The organism is Klebsiella sp. ZJOU C1 (assembly GCF_035620215.1).
Taxonomy (GTDB): domain Bacteria; phylum Pseudomonadota; class Gammaproteobacteria; order Enterobacterales; family Enterobacteriaceae; genus Klebsiella; species Klebsiella variicola.
Genome location: NZ_CP141644.1, coordinates 5,402,221 through 5,418,316 on the forward strand (window position 1 = coordinate 5,402,221; position 16,096 = coordinate 5,418,316).

The following is a 16,096-nucleotide window of genomic DNA, read 5'->3' on the forward strand; positions in this document are numbered from 1 at the left end:
AGCGTCACGAGGATAATGTTCTGATTAAATTGGAAAAATCTTCTTTAATGTCGTGGCTTTCTTCACGCAACTGCTCAATCTTACGGCAGGCGTGCAGCACGGTGGTATGGTCGCGGCCGCCAAACGCATCGCCGATTTCCGGCAGGCTGTGGTTGGTCAGCTCTTTGGCCAGCGCCATCGCCATCTGGCGAGGACGCGCCACCGAACGGGAGCGGCGCTTGGACAGCAGATCCGCTACCTTAATCTTGTAGTACTCCGCCACCGTCTTTTGAATATTGTCGATGGTGACCAGTTTTTCCTGCAGCGCCAACAGATCGCGCAGCGCTTCGCGCACGAAATCGATGGTGATCGCCCGGCCGGTGAAGTTGGCGTTGGCGATAACGCGGTTCAGCGCCCCCTCCAGCTCACGCACGTTTGAGCGCAGTCGCTTGGCAATAAAGAACGCCACTTCGCCCGGCAGGCGAATGTCGTTTTCATCGGCTTTTTTCATCAGGATCGCGACGCGGGTTTCCAGCTCCGGCGGCTCGATCGCCACCGTCAGACCCCAGCCGAAGCGGGATTTCAGACGATCTTCTACGCCGTTGATCTCTTTTGGATAACGATCCGACGTCAGGATGATCTGCTGATTACCTTCCAGCAGGGCATTGAAGGTGTGGAAAAACTCTTCCTGGGATCGCTCTTTATTAGCAAAGAACTGAATGTCATCGATCAGCAGGGCGTCAACGGATCGGTAGTAGCGTTTAAACTCTTCGATGGCGTTGTTTTGCAGCGCTTTGACCATGTCCTGGACGAAACGCTCGGAGTGCATATAGACCACTTTGGCGTTCGGCTTACGCGCCACAATGCCGTTACCCACCGCGTGCAACAGGTGGGTTTTCCCCAGACCGGTGCCGCCATAAAGGAACAGTGGGTTGTAGGCCCCGCCCGGGTTATCCGCCACCTGACGCGCCGCCGCGCGGGCCAGCTGGTTAGATTTACCTTCGACGAAGTTATCAAACGTGTGTTTCACGTTAACGTTAGAGCGGTAGGTCGGCTCCGCTGGCGCCGGGACATTATCCCAGCCTGGGCGCACGATCGTCGGCGCCACGCGCGCGGTCTGCACCTGCGCCGCCGGAATGGCCGCCGCAGCCGGGCTTACCGCTCCTTTCTGCAGCGAGCTGGCTGGCTTAGCACCCACCTCAAAACGCAGCTGCGGGGCATCAGCACCGCAAAAGTCATTGAGGAGTCCATTGATATTATTGAGGTATTTGTCCCTTACCCAGTCGAGCACAAAACGGTTTGGCGCATACAGTGCCAGCGTGTTATCGCTCAGTTCCGCCTGCAATGGGCGGATCCACATGCTGAATTCTGTGGCTGGTAACTCATCCTGCAATCGGGCAAGACACTGCTGCCAAAGCGAAAGTGACACGGCGGACTCCACTCGAACATAAAATCGATATCAAAGAAAAACAGAAACAATCATGATTGTTGGCACACGTCGACAAGACCCTGCATTAGCCGAAAAGCCCCTGCACAAAAGGGGTGACGTGCGAACCGCTATCTGCGATTATTACCCGTTGCGGATCCGTGGATCGCGATCGGGACCGGGGATCATAGCCTAAACTGAGAAAGAGATCTTGTGTTTCTCAACAGATTCTTCCCGATTTATCCACAGGAAGGATCGAAACCGGGTAAGTGTAATCGATCCTGGGGAGAGTGAAGCACGATTTCCGCCGCATATTGGAAAAATTAATGAGCTATGCTGGTTTTGGGCGGAAACGATCTAACAAAGATCCTTCAGGATCCTTGCGCTTTACTGGCCAGGCCGTATAATCCCCCACCCGGCGCGTAATGCCCGTTTTCGTCACGCGTCTCAGCTTATTTTTTGTGCGACGAGGTGCGAGAAATAAGGAAAGAGAATTGACTCCGGAGTGTACAATTATTACAATCCGGCCTCTTTAATCACCCACGCTGAGGCGTAAGTCGTTCGAAGTTCGTTCGGGTCTACGCAAAAGTCAGTGAATTTATTCAAGTTTAGGTAGAAATCGCCATGAAACGCACTTTTCAACCGTCTGTACTGAAGCGCAACCGTTCTCACGGCTTCCGTGCTCGTATGGCTACTAAAAATGGTCGTCAGGTTCTGGCACGTCGTCGTGCTAAAGGCCGCGCTCGTCTGACCGTTTCCAAGTAATAAAGCTAACCCTGCGTGGTTAAGCTCGCATTTCCCAGGGAGTTACGCTTGTTAACTCCCAGTCATTTCACTTTCGTCTTCCAGCAGCCACAACGGGCTGGCACGCCGCAAATCACCATCCTCGGCCGCCTGAATTCGCTGGGGCATCCCCGCATCGGTCTCACCGTCGCCAAGAAAAACGTGAAACGCGCACATGAACGCAATCGGATTAAACGTCTGACGCGTGAAAGTTTTCGTTTGCGTCAACATGAACTCCCGCCAATGGATTTCGTGGTGGTGGCGAAAAGAGGGGTTGCCGACCTCGATAACCGTGCTCTCTCGGAAGCGTTGGAAAAATTATGGCGCCGCCATTGTCGCCTGGCTCGCGGGTCCTGATCGGCCTGATTAGAGTTTATCAGCGCCTGATTAGTCCGCTACTCGGGCCGCATTGTCGTTTCACCCCAACCTGTTCTCAATACGGAATTGAGGCCTTACGCAGGTTTGGTGTGATAAAAGGCAGTTGGTTGACAATGAAACGCGTATTAAAATGCCACCCTTTACACCCTGGTGGTGACGATCCCGTCCCGCCTGGACCATTTGATACCAGAGAACACTAACGATGGATTCGCAACGCAATCTTCTTATCATCGCTTTGTTGTTCGTGTCTTTCATGATCTGGCAAGCCTGGGAGCAGGACAAAAATCCGCAGCCCCAGCAGCAGACCACGCAGACTACGACCACAGCAGCGGGTAGCGCCGCCGACCAGGGCGTACCGGCCAGTGGCCAGGGGAAACTGATTACGGTTAAAACCGACGTGCTTGAACTGACTATCAACACCAACGGTGGCGATATTGAGCAGGCGCTGCTTCTGGCGTATCCAAAAACGCTGAAGTCGACCGAACCGTTCCAGTTACTGGAAACCACGCCGCAGTTTGTCTACCAGGCGCAGAGCGGCTTAACCGGCCGTGACGGTCCGGATAACCCGGCGAATGGCCCGCGTCCGCTGTACAGCGTCGATAAAGAGGCGTTTGTGCTGGCAGATGGCCAGGATGAAATCGTCATTCCGCTGACCTACACCGACAAAGCCGGCAACGTCTTCACCAAAACCTTCACCCTGAAACGTGGCGGCTATGCGGTGAACGTCGGTTACAGCGTGCAGAACGCCAGCGAGAAGCCTCTGGAAGTCTCGACCTTCGGTCAGTTGAAGCAGACCGCGGCGCTGCCGACCAGTCGCGATACGCAGACCGGCGGCCTGTCCACGATGCATACTTTCCGTGGCGCAGCGTTCTCGACTTCAGATACGAAATACGAAAAATATAAATTCGATACCATTCTGGACAACGAAAACCTGAACGTCAGCACCAAGAACGGTTGGGTTGCCATGCTGCAGCAGTACTTCACCACCGCGTGGGTGCCGCAGAATAATGGAACGAATAACTTCTACACCGCTAACCTCGGCAACGGCATTGTGGCTATTGGCTACAAATCGCAGCCGGTACTGGTGCAGCCTGGTCAAACCGACAAACTGCAGAGCGTGCTGTGGGTCGGCCCGGCTATTCAGGACAAAATGGCTGCCGTTGCGCCGCACCTGGATCTGACCGTCGACTACGGCTGGCTGTGGTTCATCTCCCAACCGCTGTTTAAGCTGCTGAAATTCATCCACAGCTTCCTCGGCAACTGGGGCTTCTCGATCATCGTTATCACCTTTATCGTTCGTGGCATCATGTACCCGCTGACCAAAGCGCAGTACACCTCCATGGCGAAGATGCGTATGCTGCAGCCGAAGATTCAGGCCATGCGTGAGCGTCTGGGCGACGATAAACAACGTCAAAGCCAGGAAATGATGGCGCTATATAAAGCGGAAAAAGTGAACCCACTGGGTGGCTGCTTCCCGCTGATTATTCAGATGCCGATCTTCCTTGCGCTGTACTACATGCTGAGCGCCTCGGTTGAACTGCGTCATGCGCCGTTTATCCTGTGGATCCACGACCTGTCTGCACAAGACCCGTACTACATCCTGCCGATCATCATGGGCGCGACCATGTTCTTCATCCAGAAGATGTCGCCAACCACCGTGACCGACCCGATGCAGCAGAAGATCATGACCTTTATGCCGGTCATCTTCACGGTGTTCTTCCTGTGGTTCCCGTCTGGCCTGGTGGTGTACTACATCGTCAGCAACCTGGTCACCATTATTCAGCAGCAGCTGATTTACCGTGGTCTGGAGAAACGTGGCCTGCATAGCCGCGAGAAGAAGAAATCCTGATACTCTTCATTCTTCAAGCCAACGCATCTGCGACTTGGATAATTTAGAGTAGTTACGGTAACGTTAATGCCAGAGAAGGCGGTCAATGGACCGCCTTTTTTACATCTACATAGAGAGTCACCATGAGCCATAACGACACTATCGTCGCCCAGGCAACCCCTCCGGGACGCGGTGGGGTGGGCATCCTGCGTATCTCCGGCCTTAAGGCGCGCGATGTCGCGCAGGCGGTACTCGGCAAGCTGCCGAAGCCGCGCTATGCCGACTACCTGCCGTTCAACGACGTTGACGGTACGCCGCTGGATCAGGGAATTGCGCTGTGGTTCCCCGGGCCGAACTCCTTTACCGGGGAGGATGTGCTTGAGCTGCAGGGCCACGGCGGCCCGGTCATTCTCGATCTGCTGCTCAAACGTATTCTGACGTTGCCCGGCGTACGCATCGCCAGGCCGGGCGAGTTTTCCGAGCGCGCGTTCCTCAACGACAAGCTCGACCTGGCGCAGGCAGAAGCCATCGCCGACCTCATCGACGCCAGTTCAGAACAGGCGGCGCGCTCGGCGTTGAACTCCTTGCAAGGGGCCTTCTCCGCGCGGGTTAACCACCTCGTGGAAGCGCTCACTCACCTGCGCATCTACGTGGAAGCGGCGATCGATTTCCCGGATGAAGAAATTGATTTCCTCTCCGACGGCAAAATTGAAGCCCAGCTGAACGGCGTGATGGCCGACCTCGACGCCGTCCGCGCGGAAGCTCGCCAGGGCAGTCTGCTGCGCGAAGGGATGAAAGTGGTGATCGCCGGGCGACCTAATGCCGGTAAATCGAGCCTGCTCAACGCCCTGGCGGGCCGCGAAGCGGCGATCGTCACCGACATTGCGGGCACCACCCGCGACGTGCTGCGCGAGCATATCCATATCGACGGCATGCCGCTGCATATCATCGATACCGCGGGCCTGCGCGACGCCAGTGACGAAGTGGAGCGTATCGGCATCGAGCGCGCCTGGCAGGAGATTGAGCAGGCGGATCGGGTGCTGTTTATGGTCGACGGCACCACCACCAGCGCCGTTGATCCGGCGGAGATCTGGCCAGACTTTATCGAGCGCCTGCCCGCTAAACTGCCGATTACCGTGGTGCGCAATAAAGCCGACGTCACTGGCGAAGCGCTGGGTCTCAGCGAAGTCAATGGCCACTCACTGATCCGCCTGTCGGCGCGAACCGGCGAAGGCGTGGAGGTGCTGCGGAACCACCTTAAGCAGAGCATGGGCTTCGATACCAGCATGGAAGGCGGCTTCCTCGCCCGCCGCCGTCACCTGCAGGCGCTGGAAGAGGCGGCGAACCATCTGCAGCAGGGCAAAGCCCAGCTGCTGGGCGCCTGGGCCGGGGAGCTGCTGGCGGAAGAGCTGCGCCTCGCGCAGCAGGCGCTGAGCGAGATCACCGGGGAGTTCACCTCCGACGACCTGCTGGGCCGCATCTTCTCCAGCTTCTGTATCGGCAAATAACGTTTAGTCCGTAAACGTTCACTCACCCGCATTAACGCCGCGTTAATGCGGGTTTTTTCTTGCCCTTTGCGGCGCAACGTTCTCTACTTTTATCTCCCCTTTTACCACGAGACTAAAGCATGACCGTTGAATATACCGTGATCGAGAAGGTGCCCTCCGCCGAAGCGTTTTGCCACCTGCGGGTGGCGGCCGGCATGTCGCCGCGCCCCCTGGAAGGCGCCAGAGCCGGACTGCCGCGTAGCTGTTACGGCGTACATATCCTCTGGCAGGAGACGCCGATCGCGATGGGACGTATCGTCGGCGACGGCGCGATTAATTTCGATATTGGTGACGTCGCCGTCGATCCGGCTCACCAGGGAAAAGGCCTTGGCCGGCTGGTGATGGAGAAGCTGATCGCCTGGCTGGACGCTAACGCCTTTGACGGGGCCTACGTTACGCTGGTGGCGGATGTGCCGGAGCTGTATGCGAAGTTCGGCTTTGAAAGCGTTCGGCCGGAAAGCGAAGGGATGGCCCGCGTCTGGCATACCCGGAGTCGTTAACTCGCGTTTCCTGCCAGGAAAAGAGCGTTGTCCAAATGGCAACTCGTCTTGTGGCGCGTTCCTCACTATGCTGAACGCCATTCACATCGCGAGGATCCCATGACACGCTTTCTTCTCTGCAGTTTCGCCCTGGTTCTGCTCTATCCCTCTGGCATCGATATGTATCTGGTCGGCCTGCCGCGTATTGCTCAGGACCTGGGGGCCAGCGAGGCACAATTACATATCGCCTTTTCAGTCTATCTGGCCGGTATGGCTTCCGCGATGCTGTTTGCTGGTCGCATCGCCGACCGGTCAGGACGTAAGCCTGTCGCCATTGTGGGCGCGGTGATCTTTGTTGTCGCCTCCCTGCTCTGCGCCCAGGCGCACGCCAGCAGCCACTTCCTCGCCGGACGCTTTATCCAGGGGATCGGCGCCGGCAGCTGCTACGTGGTGGCTTTCGCTATCCTGCGCGATACGCTGGACGATCGCCGCCGCGCCAAGGTGCTGTCGTTGCTCAACGGCATTACCTGCATTATCCCCGTCCTGGCGCCGGTGCTTGGCCACCTGATTATGCTGAAATATCCGTGGCAGAGCCTGTTCTACACCATGACCGGCATGGGCGTCATGGTCGGTTTGCTGTCGGTCTTTATCCTGCGCGAGACGCGCCCGACGGCACACCCGCAGACTGCGACACCGCAGCATGGCGGCAGTGAGTCGCTGCTGAACCGCTTTTTTCTCAGCCGCATTCTCATTACCACCCTCAGCGTGACGGCGATCCTGACCTACGTGAACGTCTCTCCGGTTCTGATGATGGAAGAGATGGGGTTCGACCGGGGAACTTACTCAATGGCGATGGCCCTGATGGCGATGATCAGCATGGCGGTCTCCTTCTCGACGCCGTTCGCCCTGTCGCTGTTTACCCCCCGCACCTTAATGCTGACTTCGCAGGTACTGTTCCTGGCGGCAGGCCTGGCGCTGAGCCTCGCCACCCGCCAGACCCTCACCCTGATCGGGTTGGGCATGATTTGCGCCGGCTTCTCCGTTGGATTCGGCGTCGCAATGAGCCAGGCGCTGGGGCCGTTCACGCTGCGCGCGGGCGTCGCCAGTTCGGTCCTCGGCATCGCGCAGGTGTGCGGTTCATCGCTGTGGATTTGGCTCGCCGCCATCATCGGACTCAGCGCAATGAATATGCTGATCGGGATACTCATTGCCTGTAGCATAGTGAGCCTTGTTTTATTACTGGTCGTCACCCCGCCGCGGGTTGCGCAATACGATGAAGAAGCCGCTGTCGAGTCTTGATCTTAATTTACTCCTCTGCCTGCAGCTCCTGACCCAGGAGCTCAGCGTTACCCGTACGGCGAAGCGGATGAACGTTTCGCCGTCAGCGGTGAGCAAGTCGCTGGCCAAACTGCGCGCCTGGTTTGACGACCCGCTGTTTGTGAAAACCCCGCTGGGTCTGGCGCCTACGCCGCTGGTCAGCAGCATGGAGCAGGATCTGGCGGACTGGATGCAGATGGGCAACCAGATCCTCGATAAACCACACCACACCATGCCCAGCGGCCTCAAATTCGAGCTGGCGGCGGAAACGCCGCTGCTGATGATCCTGTTTAATACCCTCTCCCAGCGCATCTATCAGCGCTATCCGCAGGCATTGATTCGTTTGCGCAACTGGGACTACGACTCGCTGGACGCCATCATTCGCGGCGAGGTGGATATCGGCTTCTGCGGGCGTGAAAGCCATCCACAGTCGCGGGAGCTGCTGAGCCTGCTGCCGTGGTATATCGATTTTGAGGTACTGTTCACCGACCTGCCGCAGGTCTGGCTGCGCGCCGATCATCCAGCGCTCAGGGAAGAGTGGGATCTGGCGGCATTCTTACGCTATCCGCATATCACTATCTGCTGGGAACAACGCGATACCTGGGCGCTGGACGATGTGCTGCAGGAGCTGGGGTATAAGCGTAACGTGGCGCTGACCGTGCCAGGGTTTGAACAATCGCTTTTTATGGCCGCTCAACCGCAACACACCATGCTGGCTACCGCGCCGCGCTACTGCCAGCACTATAATCAGCAGCACCAGCTGCCGCTAGTCTCCCGGCCGCTACCGCTGGAGGCGCAGCATCTGGAAAAGCTGCGCGTTCCCTTCACCCTGCTATGGCATAAGCGCAACAGCTACAACCCGAAGCTCGTCTGGCTTAGAGATACGCTGAAAGCACTCTATTCCGGTACGCTGTAAGCCTTGTTTCGTGTCTATCGCCCCTTATTTGCGCAAGAATTTGTAAAATTCAAACAAATTCCCTTTTCAAGGGGGGATTTCGGCATTAAAACCTGTTAATACCAGGCGATAATAGCGCCCGCAATTTTATCCAGACCATTACTCACGGAGCGACGTATGGCAACGCATTTTGCAAGAGGGATACTTAGTACCGGGGAGCCGCTATCGACACGTTTGTCAGCGGCCTGTCATCAATCCGCACGCCTACTCCCTGAATACCGCCAGGCTCGCTTTCGCGCTTCGCGTTCGCTACTCGCCGAACTGCTGTTTATGCTTTACGGTATCAGCGAGCTGCCTGAAATCATCAATGAAGCCAATGGCCGACCGGTTTTTAGCGATCGTCATCTTCCTCGCTTCTCTATCTCTTATACTGGCAATATTGTTGGCGTCGCGCTGACCACCGAGGGGGATTGTGGCCTCGACATGGAACTGCAGCGCACGGTGCGTGGTCACGACGCCGACCGGCACAATTTCAGTAACAATGAAAATCTGTGGATTAACATTCAGCATGACCCGGATGAAGCGCGTAGCCAGCTGGTGGCCCTGCGGCGAAGCGTGTTGAAACTGACCGGCGAAGCATCAACGCAGCTGCTGCCGGGTTCTGGCCGCCTGCGCACCGCCGGTAGCCAGCCGATCGAAGCCGTCTGTGATGCCGAATCGCTGCTGGTGTGGTCGATTGCCGCCAGCCCAAATATCGGCTCGCTGAAGGTCTGGGAATATGATGCTAAGGGGGGCGAATGGCGCAGCCTGCCGGATGCTCAGCAGCGCGCACGCGAACCGTCGGCCCGTCTGATGCGTTTTACCAGCTTACCGATGGAAAAAACCTTATCCCTCAATTGACCGGTTTTGCCGGCATCATGATACAAAGGAGCAATCATGTCAGATACCTTAAAAGTGGTTACGTTACTCGGCAGCCTGCGCAAAGGGTCGTTTAATGGAATGGTCGCGCGCACCCTGCCCGGCATCGCGCCAGCGGGCATGGATATCTCCGCGCTGCCGTCGATCGGTGATATCCCGCTGTACGATGCTGATATGCAGGAGGAAGAGGGGTTCCCACAGCGCGTGCAGGATATTGCGCAACAGATCCGCGAAGCGGATGGCGTGGTGATCGTCACTCCCGAGTATAACTATTCCGTGCCTGGCGGCCTGAAAAACGCCATCGACTGGCTGTCACGCCTGCCCGAGCAGCCGCTGTCCGGCAAACCGGTACTGATTCAGACCAGCTCAATGGGCGCCATCGGCGGTGCGCGCTGCCAGTATCATTTGCGCCAGATTCTGGTCTTCCTTGATGCGATGGTAATGAATAAACCGGAATTTATGGGCGGCGTCATCCAGAACAAAGTGGATCCGCAGTCGGGTGAAGTAGTCGATCAGAGCACCCTCGACCATCTGCGTGGCCAGCTGACCGCCTTTGGCGACTATATTCGGCGGGTTAAAGCATAAAAAAAGCCCGGCAGCGATGCCGGGCTTTTTCATCATGCGTGCGGATTAATGTGCATCGATAAAGACAATTTTCAGCACGAACAGCAGCGAGACGATAATCACGCACGGGCTGAGCTCGCGCAGACGGCCGGTACCGATCTTCATCACGCAGTAAGAGATAAAGCCTAAGGCGATACCTTCGGTGATTGAGAAGCTAAACGGCATCATCACCGCGGTGATAAACGCCGGTACCGCTTCCGTCAGGTCATCCCACTTCACGCGCGCCAGGCTTGAGGTCATCAGCACGCCAACGTAAATCAGCGCGCCGGCGGCCGCATAGGCCGGAACCATCCCTGCCAACGGTGACAGGAAGATAACCAGCAGGAACAGGATCCCAACGACAACGGCGGTCAGGCCGGTGCGTCCGCCCACGGAAACGCCGGAGGAGGATTCGATATAGGCGGTCACCGAAGAGGTACCAATAAAGGAACCGGCAACGGACGAGACGCTGTCGACAAACAGCGCTTGCTTCATGCGCGGGAATTTACCCTGTGCATCAGCCAGACCCGCTTTATCGGTGACGCCAATCAGCGTCCCGGAGGAGTCAAACAGGTTGACCAGCATAAACGAGAAGATCACGCCGGCCAGGCCCAGGTTCAGGGAGCCCGCCAGATCGACATGACCAATCACCGACGTCACGCTCGGCGGCGCGGAGACGATGCCGGTGTAGTGCACATCGCCCAGCATCCAGCCCAGCAGGGTGGTGACCACAATAGACACCAGGACCGCGGCATGAATGTTACGTGATGCCAGAATCGCGATGATAAAGAAGCCCAGTATGCCCAGCAGCACACTGTGGGAGGTCAGATGACCAATGCTGACCAGCGTTTCCGGATTAGCGACGATAACCCCGGCATTTTTCAGACCCATCATGCCGATAAACAGGCCGATACCGCTGGTGATACCGACGCGCAGGCTCACCGGAATATTGGCGATCATCCAGTAGCGTACACGGAAAATCGTCAGCAGCAGCAGACCGACGGCGCCCCAGAAAATCGCGCCCATGCCTACCTGCCACGGCAGGCCCATCGCCTGCACCACCACAAAGGCGAAGAAGGCGTTCAGACCCATCGCCGGCGCAAGAGCCACCGGCAGGTTCGCGAACAGGCCCATCAGGATACTGCCGAACGCAGCAATCAGACAGGTAGTCACAAACACGGCGCTGGTATCCATGCCCGCTACGCCAAGAATTTGTGGGTTAACAAAAACGATATACACCATCGTCAGGAACGTGGTGAAACCGGCGATCGCTTCCGTACGCACTGTGGTGCCGTGCTCGCGCAGCTTAAATACGCGCTCCAGCAGACCCTGGCCAGAAGACTGGCTGGTTTGTTGTTGACTCATTATCGGTTTCCGAACGTAAAGGAGGGAAAATTCGAGGCTATCCTATACCAAAACAGGGCACCCGGCGCAGTTGTATGGTAATTTTTTTCATTTATTTTGCTTATACGGCAACGATTGCGTCGCGGCATTGGGCATGACGAAAACGTTAAACTTGTTAATACGGAAAGACTATGACTCAACCAGAAGCAGTATTTTTTGACTGTGACGGCACACTGGTCGACAGTGAGGTGATTTGCTCCCGCGCCTACGTTCACATGTTCCAGGAATTCGGCATTACGCTGGACCTTGCCGAGATTTTTAAGCGCTTCAAAGGGGTGAAGCTGTACGAAATTATCGACACCATCAACGCTGAGCATGGCGTTAACCTGCAAAAAGCGACGCTGGAGCCAATTTACCGTGCGGAGGTCGCTCGCCTGTTTGATAGCGAACTGGAGGTGATTGCCGGAGCCCAGGCGCTGCTGGATGCGGTAAGCGTCCCGATGTGCGTGGTTTCCAATGGCCCGGTCAGTAAAATGCAGCACTCTCTTGGCCGCACCGGCCTGCTGCACCATTTCGCTGACCGCTTGTACAGCGGCTATGATATTCAGCGCTGGAAGCCTGACCCGGCGCTGATGTTTCATGCGGCAGAGGCCATGCAGGTAAAAGCCGAAAACTGTATCCTGGTGGATGACTCCAGCGCCGGTGCTCAGTCGGGGATTGCCGCCGGCATGGAGGTGTTTTATTTCTGCGCCGATCCGCATAACCAGCCGATCGATCATCCCAAAGTGACGACCTTTACCGATCTGGCAGAGCTGCCGGCATTGTGGCAAGCGCGCGGCTGGGATATCACGCGTTAAGGGCCTGGTGAGCGGCACGTTGGCATCGATGTAGCCCCGCTAAGCGTCTGTGCAAGCGGGGAATAGAATCAGCGACTGGTTATGGCTGCAATTCAGTGACTGCCGCTTTATCGGCAATAATCACCAGTGAAGGGTGTAATTTGAGCACCGACGCCGGCACCTGCTCGCTGACCGGGCCTTCAACCACCTGCTTAAGGGCTTGCGCCTTCGCCGCGCCGCTCACGATCAACAGCAGATTTTTTGCCGCCATCACGCTTCTCGGCCCCATGGTGACATAGCTATCGGGCACGACGGAAAAATCCCCGCCCATCTCGCCGTTAGCGACAATACCAATCATTTCCCCATGAATCGGCACTTCGACCGTCTGATCATGAAAGCGGGTGATATTCGGCAGGTTGCCGCAAAAATGGCCGTCAGCCCCCAGCCCCAGCACCATCAGATCAAGGCCGCCAGCCTCTTCCAGCTGGCGATCGTGCTGAGCGGCGTTGTCCAGCGTCAGCTTGTGAATGTTCTCTTCTTTGATCTGCGCCGGGGTAAAAAACAGCTGGCGCAGATTAGATATCGTGACGCCTTCTCGCGACTGGCCGCGAAAGGGGATCTCATCGAAGTTGTAATAGTGCACCCGATCATAGAATGCTTTGCCTTTCACGGCGGCGGTTAGATGCTCATACATCCGCTTTGGCGTGCTGCCGGCCGTCACGGCGAGATTCACCCGCCGCGGTGCCGTGATATAGCCCAGAACATGATGGCTGGCGACCAGGCTCATCTCTTCATAATCTTCGGTCACAATCATTTTCATCTTGTCGTCCTTCACAAGCACAAAACGGGGGCTGAAGGCCCCCCTAACGGTTATTTAAACAGTTTCTGCACAAACTCGGCGTAGGCCGGGCGCCAGACGTCCATTTCATGGTTCAGGCCAGGATACGAGTGATAGTCGAAGTTGATCTTCTGTTTTTCCAGCTCGCGTTTCAGACCCGCGATATCGTTGCCGGTGACGGAATCTTTTTCCCCGACGACCACGGTAAAGTTGCGCAGCTGCTTATTGATCGCGTCAGGCTGCTTCAGCTGCGCTTCCACGCCGGCATTCGGCACTGTCGTGGTCGTGACGCCGCTAAAGGTGGCGAGCCAGCCAAAGCTATCCAGATGGTTCATTCCGGAAACCAGCGCCTGATAACCGCCCTGTGACAGGCCAGCCAGCGCCCGGCCGTCGGCATCTTTACGCACGTTAAACCGGGTATCGATCAGCGGAATGATATCCTGCATCAACTCGTTATCCGCCGCCTGCGCATTGAGCGGATAGAAGTTTTTGCGCCGCTCCTGCGGCGGAAAGTTTTCCGCTATCGCTTCCGGGGTATCGGTTTCGGTATCCGGGACCACCACCAGCATCGGCTTGATTTTGCCCTCCGCCAGCAGGTTATCCATGATCTGCGGGATACGCCCCTGATCGATAGCCGACAGACCGCTGTCGCCAAAGCCATGATAGAAATAGAGCACCGGCAGCGGATCGCCGGTTCCGCTATAGCCCGGCGGCGTCCAGACATAGAGACGACGTTCGGCGTTCAGTGCCTTCGAGTGATAGGTGAGGGTGCGCAGATCGCCATGCGCGACCGCCCGATCGTCGAGAATACTACCAGGTACCAGAATCAAACTGGTATTCACCTGGCGCTGCGGCTTCTGATAGCGGCTGCCGGTATCCACCGAGCGGAAGCCATCCACATCGAAATAGTATTCATAGAGATTGGGTTTCATCGGCTCACTTTTCCATGTCCACACCCCCTGAGCCTCTTTGGTCATGTCGTGTGAGACAAAGGAGTCCGGCGTGGCGCCGGTCACTACCGACACCCGCCGGGCATCAGGAGCAAACAGGCGATAAGTGATACTCTTATCCGCGTTAACCTGGGTAATAAAGTGGCTCACCGGCAGGGTGGGATCCGGCATCGCGGGTAATGGCGCCGCCTGGAGGGTAAATGCCGCGCCCGCCAGCGCCAGTGCGAAATACATTGCATGTCGTTTCATCGTTAGTCCTCTTCCGTTGTGTCCGTTCTGTTATCGTCTTACCACCAGATTTCCGCCTGCGCCCCCACGGCAAACTGATCGTTTTTACCGTCTTCAAAAATGCTGGTGGTATTATTCGCTGCCTTATCCAGGTCGATATCCTTCGCTTTAATATAGGTGGCATAGAAGCGAATTTCCGGGCGCGAGGTCAGCATACTGGTATTGACTTTGAAGGTGTGGAACAGCGTGGTCTTGTAGCCGGACTCGTTATATTTCTTGCCGGTAACATCTTTGTTTTGCTGTTTGAAGTATCCCAGCTCAACGCCGGTCTGGTTATATTTATCCCAGATATAAGCCGGTCGCAGGACCGTGCGAATGGATTCAAAATCGGAGTGGGCCCCGGTTTCGTAGCTATAGACATCGTTACCAAAGGAGTAGACGATGGCATTCGCCATAATAACGTCATCGCGTAAATAGGTTTCCCCCTGCGAGGTTAAGCGCACGGCGGTGCCATTGGTATGATCGCCATAATAGCGGCCGTTAAAGGTGGTATAGGGGCTGGATCCGGCATAGCGCGAGAAGCTGCTGGCAATAGAATTATTCGCCAGTAAGAAAGAGAATTCATTAAAGCCGCCGTTTGCCCATTTCTGTGTTAACGAAGTGCCTGCCATCCAGGTATCTTTCCACGGATAATAACCTTCATTGCCCTCTTTATATTTCTCTGAGGAACTTTGATTCGCGGCGACATAGCGTCCGCTGACCATCAGGCTGGCTTTATCCCACAGCGGAATCTCTTTGTAGCGAACGTCCAGAGTATTGGTGTTAATTTGCTGCTTATTGCTCAAAGAACGATCGTAATCATCGACATCTTCGCGGACCAATGCGATATCGAATTTCCCGGCGCCCACCTGCCAGTTTTCCAGCCCCACGCCGGCCGCCGCATCGGTTCTCTGCGTTTTCCAGTCCAGCATCTGGATTTCGATTTTTGGCGCCCCGTGTTTGCCGACCCAGAAATCGGCTTCCGGGGCAAACGGCAGGAACCCTTTGGTGTTAACGTACATATCCGAGAACTGGATGTAGTTTTCGCCGCCGGCATTGTCACCAAACCAGCCTGAGGAGTACTGCTGGCCGACGTTCCCGTCGAGCATCACGATGGCATCAACGCGTTTATCACCTTCCTGAAACACCCGCTGCTTCAGCTGCAGATCGAACCAGCCGGAATATTCATTGCCCAGGCGGCCAAGCGAACCGATCGCCCACGATTTTGGCGAGCCGTGCGAGGCGGTGCCCCAGCCGGAACGGAAGTAGCCGTTATAGCTGAAGCCAATTTCATCTTTCACGAACGTGCTAAAATCTTTCAGCGTCATCGCGCTGTAGGCTGGCGCGCCATCCGTGGCAGGTTGTTGATTTTTAACCAGCACCGCATCCGGTTTAACCGCCGTTTTCGGACCGGCGGCCGCCACCCCTGTCTTACGCTTCTGACCTTCCGCAGGAGGAGACCATGAGGCCCAAATCTGGTCTCTTTTTCTCTCCTGGTCCTGATATTTTTTGAGCTCTTTTTGCGTGTCTTTGAGCGCTTTCTCCAGCAGCTCAAGTCGTTGCTCCACCGTCAACGGGCTTGCTATCAGAGTGGTGGAATAACAAAGAGGCGCCAGCAAGACTATCGCCGAAGCGATCCTGTTTTTTCTCATCATAATATTCCTTTATATAAGCATTGGCGTAAATAAAACACGACAGCAACAACCAT

At 56.4% G+C, this 16,096-nt stretch carries 16 protein-coding genes; 11 read left to right on the forward strand and 5 right to left on the reverse strand.

Features of this window, described 5'->3' with window-relative positions; translation table 11 throughout:
- Positions 1-4 precede the first annotated feature (4 nt).
- Positions 5-1,408 (reverse strand): chromosomal replication initiator protein DnaA, encoded by a 1,404-nt coding sequence (gene dnaA / locus SPE70_RS25935; protein WP_012540254.1) that lies wholly within the window; start codon positions 1,406-1,408, stop codon positions 5-7.
- Between the two features lie 621 nt (positions 1,409-2,029).
- On the opposite strand from dnaA, the gene rpmH reads away from it, so the two are divergent.
- The 10 genes from rpmH (at position 2,030) to SPE70_RS25985 (ending at position 10,135) form a co-directional block, all read left to right on the forward strand.
- A complete protein-coding gene (rpmH, locus tag SPE70_RS25940; protein WP_000831330.1) occupies positions 2,030-2,170 on the forward strand; it encodes a 50S ribosomal protein L34 in 141 nt (46 codons plus the stop codon).
- Between the two features lie 15 nt (positions 2,171-2,185).
- Complete coding sequence (gene rnpA, locus SPE70_RS25945) at positions 2,186-2,545, forward strand: ribonuclease P protein component (protein ID WP_004151535.1); 360 nt, start codon at positions 2,186-2,188, stop codon at positions 2,543-2,545.
- Positions 2,509-2,766: a membrane protein insertion efficiency factor YidD gene (gene yidD, locus SPE70_RS25950; protein WP_004151536.1), complete on the forward strand. Its 258-nt coding sequence runs from the start codon at positions 2,509-2,511 to the stop codon at positions 2,764-2,766. Before rnpA ends, yidD begins: the two co-directional genes overlap by 37 nt.
- Positions 2,767-2,768: 2 nt before the next feature.
- Entirely contained in the window at positions 2,769-4,415 is a 1,647-nt protein-coding gene (gene yidC / locus SPE70_RS25955; protein WP_008806741.1) for a membrane protein insertase YidC, read from the forward strand.
- Positions 4,416-4,537: 122 nt separating this feature from the next.
- Positions 4,538-5,902, forward strand: a complete 1,365-nt coding sequence (gene mnmE, locus SPE70_RS25960; protein WP_008806740.1) for a tRNA uridine-5-carboxymethylaminomethyl(34) synthesis GTPase MnmE — start codon at positions 4,538-4,540, stop codon at positions 5,900-5,902.
- A 119-nt stretch (positions 5,903-6,021) separates the two neighbouring features.
- Positions 6,022-6,441 (forward strand): GNAT family N-acetyltransferase, encoded by a 420-nt coding sequence (locus SPE70_RS25965; RefSeq protein WP_064170674.1) that lies wholly within the window; start codon positions 6,022-6,024, stop codon positions 6,439-6,441.
- Between the two features lie 99 nt (positions 6,442-6,540).
- Positions 6,541-7,719, forward strand: a complete 1,179-nt coding sequence (locus tag SPE70_RS25970; RefSeq protein WP_048964909.1) for an MFS transporter — start codon at positions 6,541-6,543, stop codon at positions 7,717-7,719.
- Entirely contained in the window at positions 7,694-8,653 is a 960-nt protein-coding gene (gene yidZ / locus SPE70_RS25975) for an HTH-type transcriptional regulator YidZ (protein ID WP_004151541.1), read from the forward strand. The genes SPE70_RS25970 and yidZ overlap by 26 nt, the downstream gene beginning before the upstream one ends.
- A gap of 309 nt (positions 8,654-8,962) precedes the next feature.
- A complete protein-coding gene (locus tag SPE70_RS25980; RefSeq protein ID WP_162493349.1) occupies positions 8,963-9,532 on the forward strand; it encodes a 4'-phosphopantetheinyl transferase family protein in 570 nt (189 codons plus the stop codon).
- Between the two features lie 36 nt (positions 9,533-9,568).
- Complete coding sequence (locus tag SPE70_RS25985; RefSeq protein ID WP_008806736.1) at positions 9,569-10,135, forward strand: NADPH-dependent FMN reductase; 567 nt, start codon at positions 9,569-9,571, stop codon at positions 10,133-10,135.
- A gap of 45 nt (positions 10,136-10,180) precedes the next feature.
- Here SPE70_RS25985 and SPE70_RS25990 read toward each other — a convergent pair whose 3' ends face one another.
- Positions 10,181-11,518 (reverse strand): NCS2 family permease, encoded by a 1,338-nt coding sequence (locus SPE70_RS25990; protein ID WP_008806735.1) that lies wholly within the window; start codon positions 11,516-11,518, stop codon positions 10,181-10,183.
- 170 nt (positions 11,519-11,688) lie between these two features.
- On the opposite strand from SPE70_RS25990, the gene yieH reads away from it, so the two are divergent.
- Positions 11,689-12,354: a 6-phosphogluconate phosphatase gene (yieH, locus tag SPE70_RS25995; protein WP_008806734.1), complete on the forward strand. Its 666-nt coding sequence runs from the start codon at positions 11,689-11,691 to the stop codon at positions 12,352-12,354.
- A 79-nt stretch (positions 12,355-12,433) separates the two neighbouring features.
- Here the strand turns inward: yieH and SPE70_RS26000 are convergent, their stop codons facing one another.
- Genes SPE70_RS26000 through SPE70_RS26010 form a run of 3 tightly spaced genes read right to left on the reverse strand, consistent with a single transcriptional unit; the run spans position 12,434 to position 16,043 of the window.
- Positions 12,434-13,153: a glucosamine-6-phosphate deaminase gene (locus SPE70_RS26000; RefSeq protein WP_044649938.1), complete on the reverse strand. Its 720-nt coding sequence runs from the start codon at positions 13,151-13,153 to the stop codon at positions 12,434-12,436.
- 50 nt (positions 13,154-13,203) lie between these two features.
- Positions 13,204-14,370, reverse strand: coding sequence for an alpha/beta hydrolase-fold protein (locus SPE70_RS26005; protein WP_012969244.1), 1,167 nt, complete (start codon positions 14,368-14,370; stop codon positions 13,204-13,206).
- 38 nt (positions 14,371-14,408) lie between these two features.
- Positions 14,409-16,043, reverse strand: coding sequence for a carbohydrate porin (locus SPE70_RS26010; protein WP_008806731.1), 1,635 nt, complete (start codon positions 16,041-16,043; stop codon positions 14,409-14,411).
- Between the last annotated feature and the right edge of the window lie 53 nt (positions 16,044-16,096).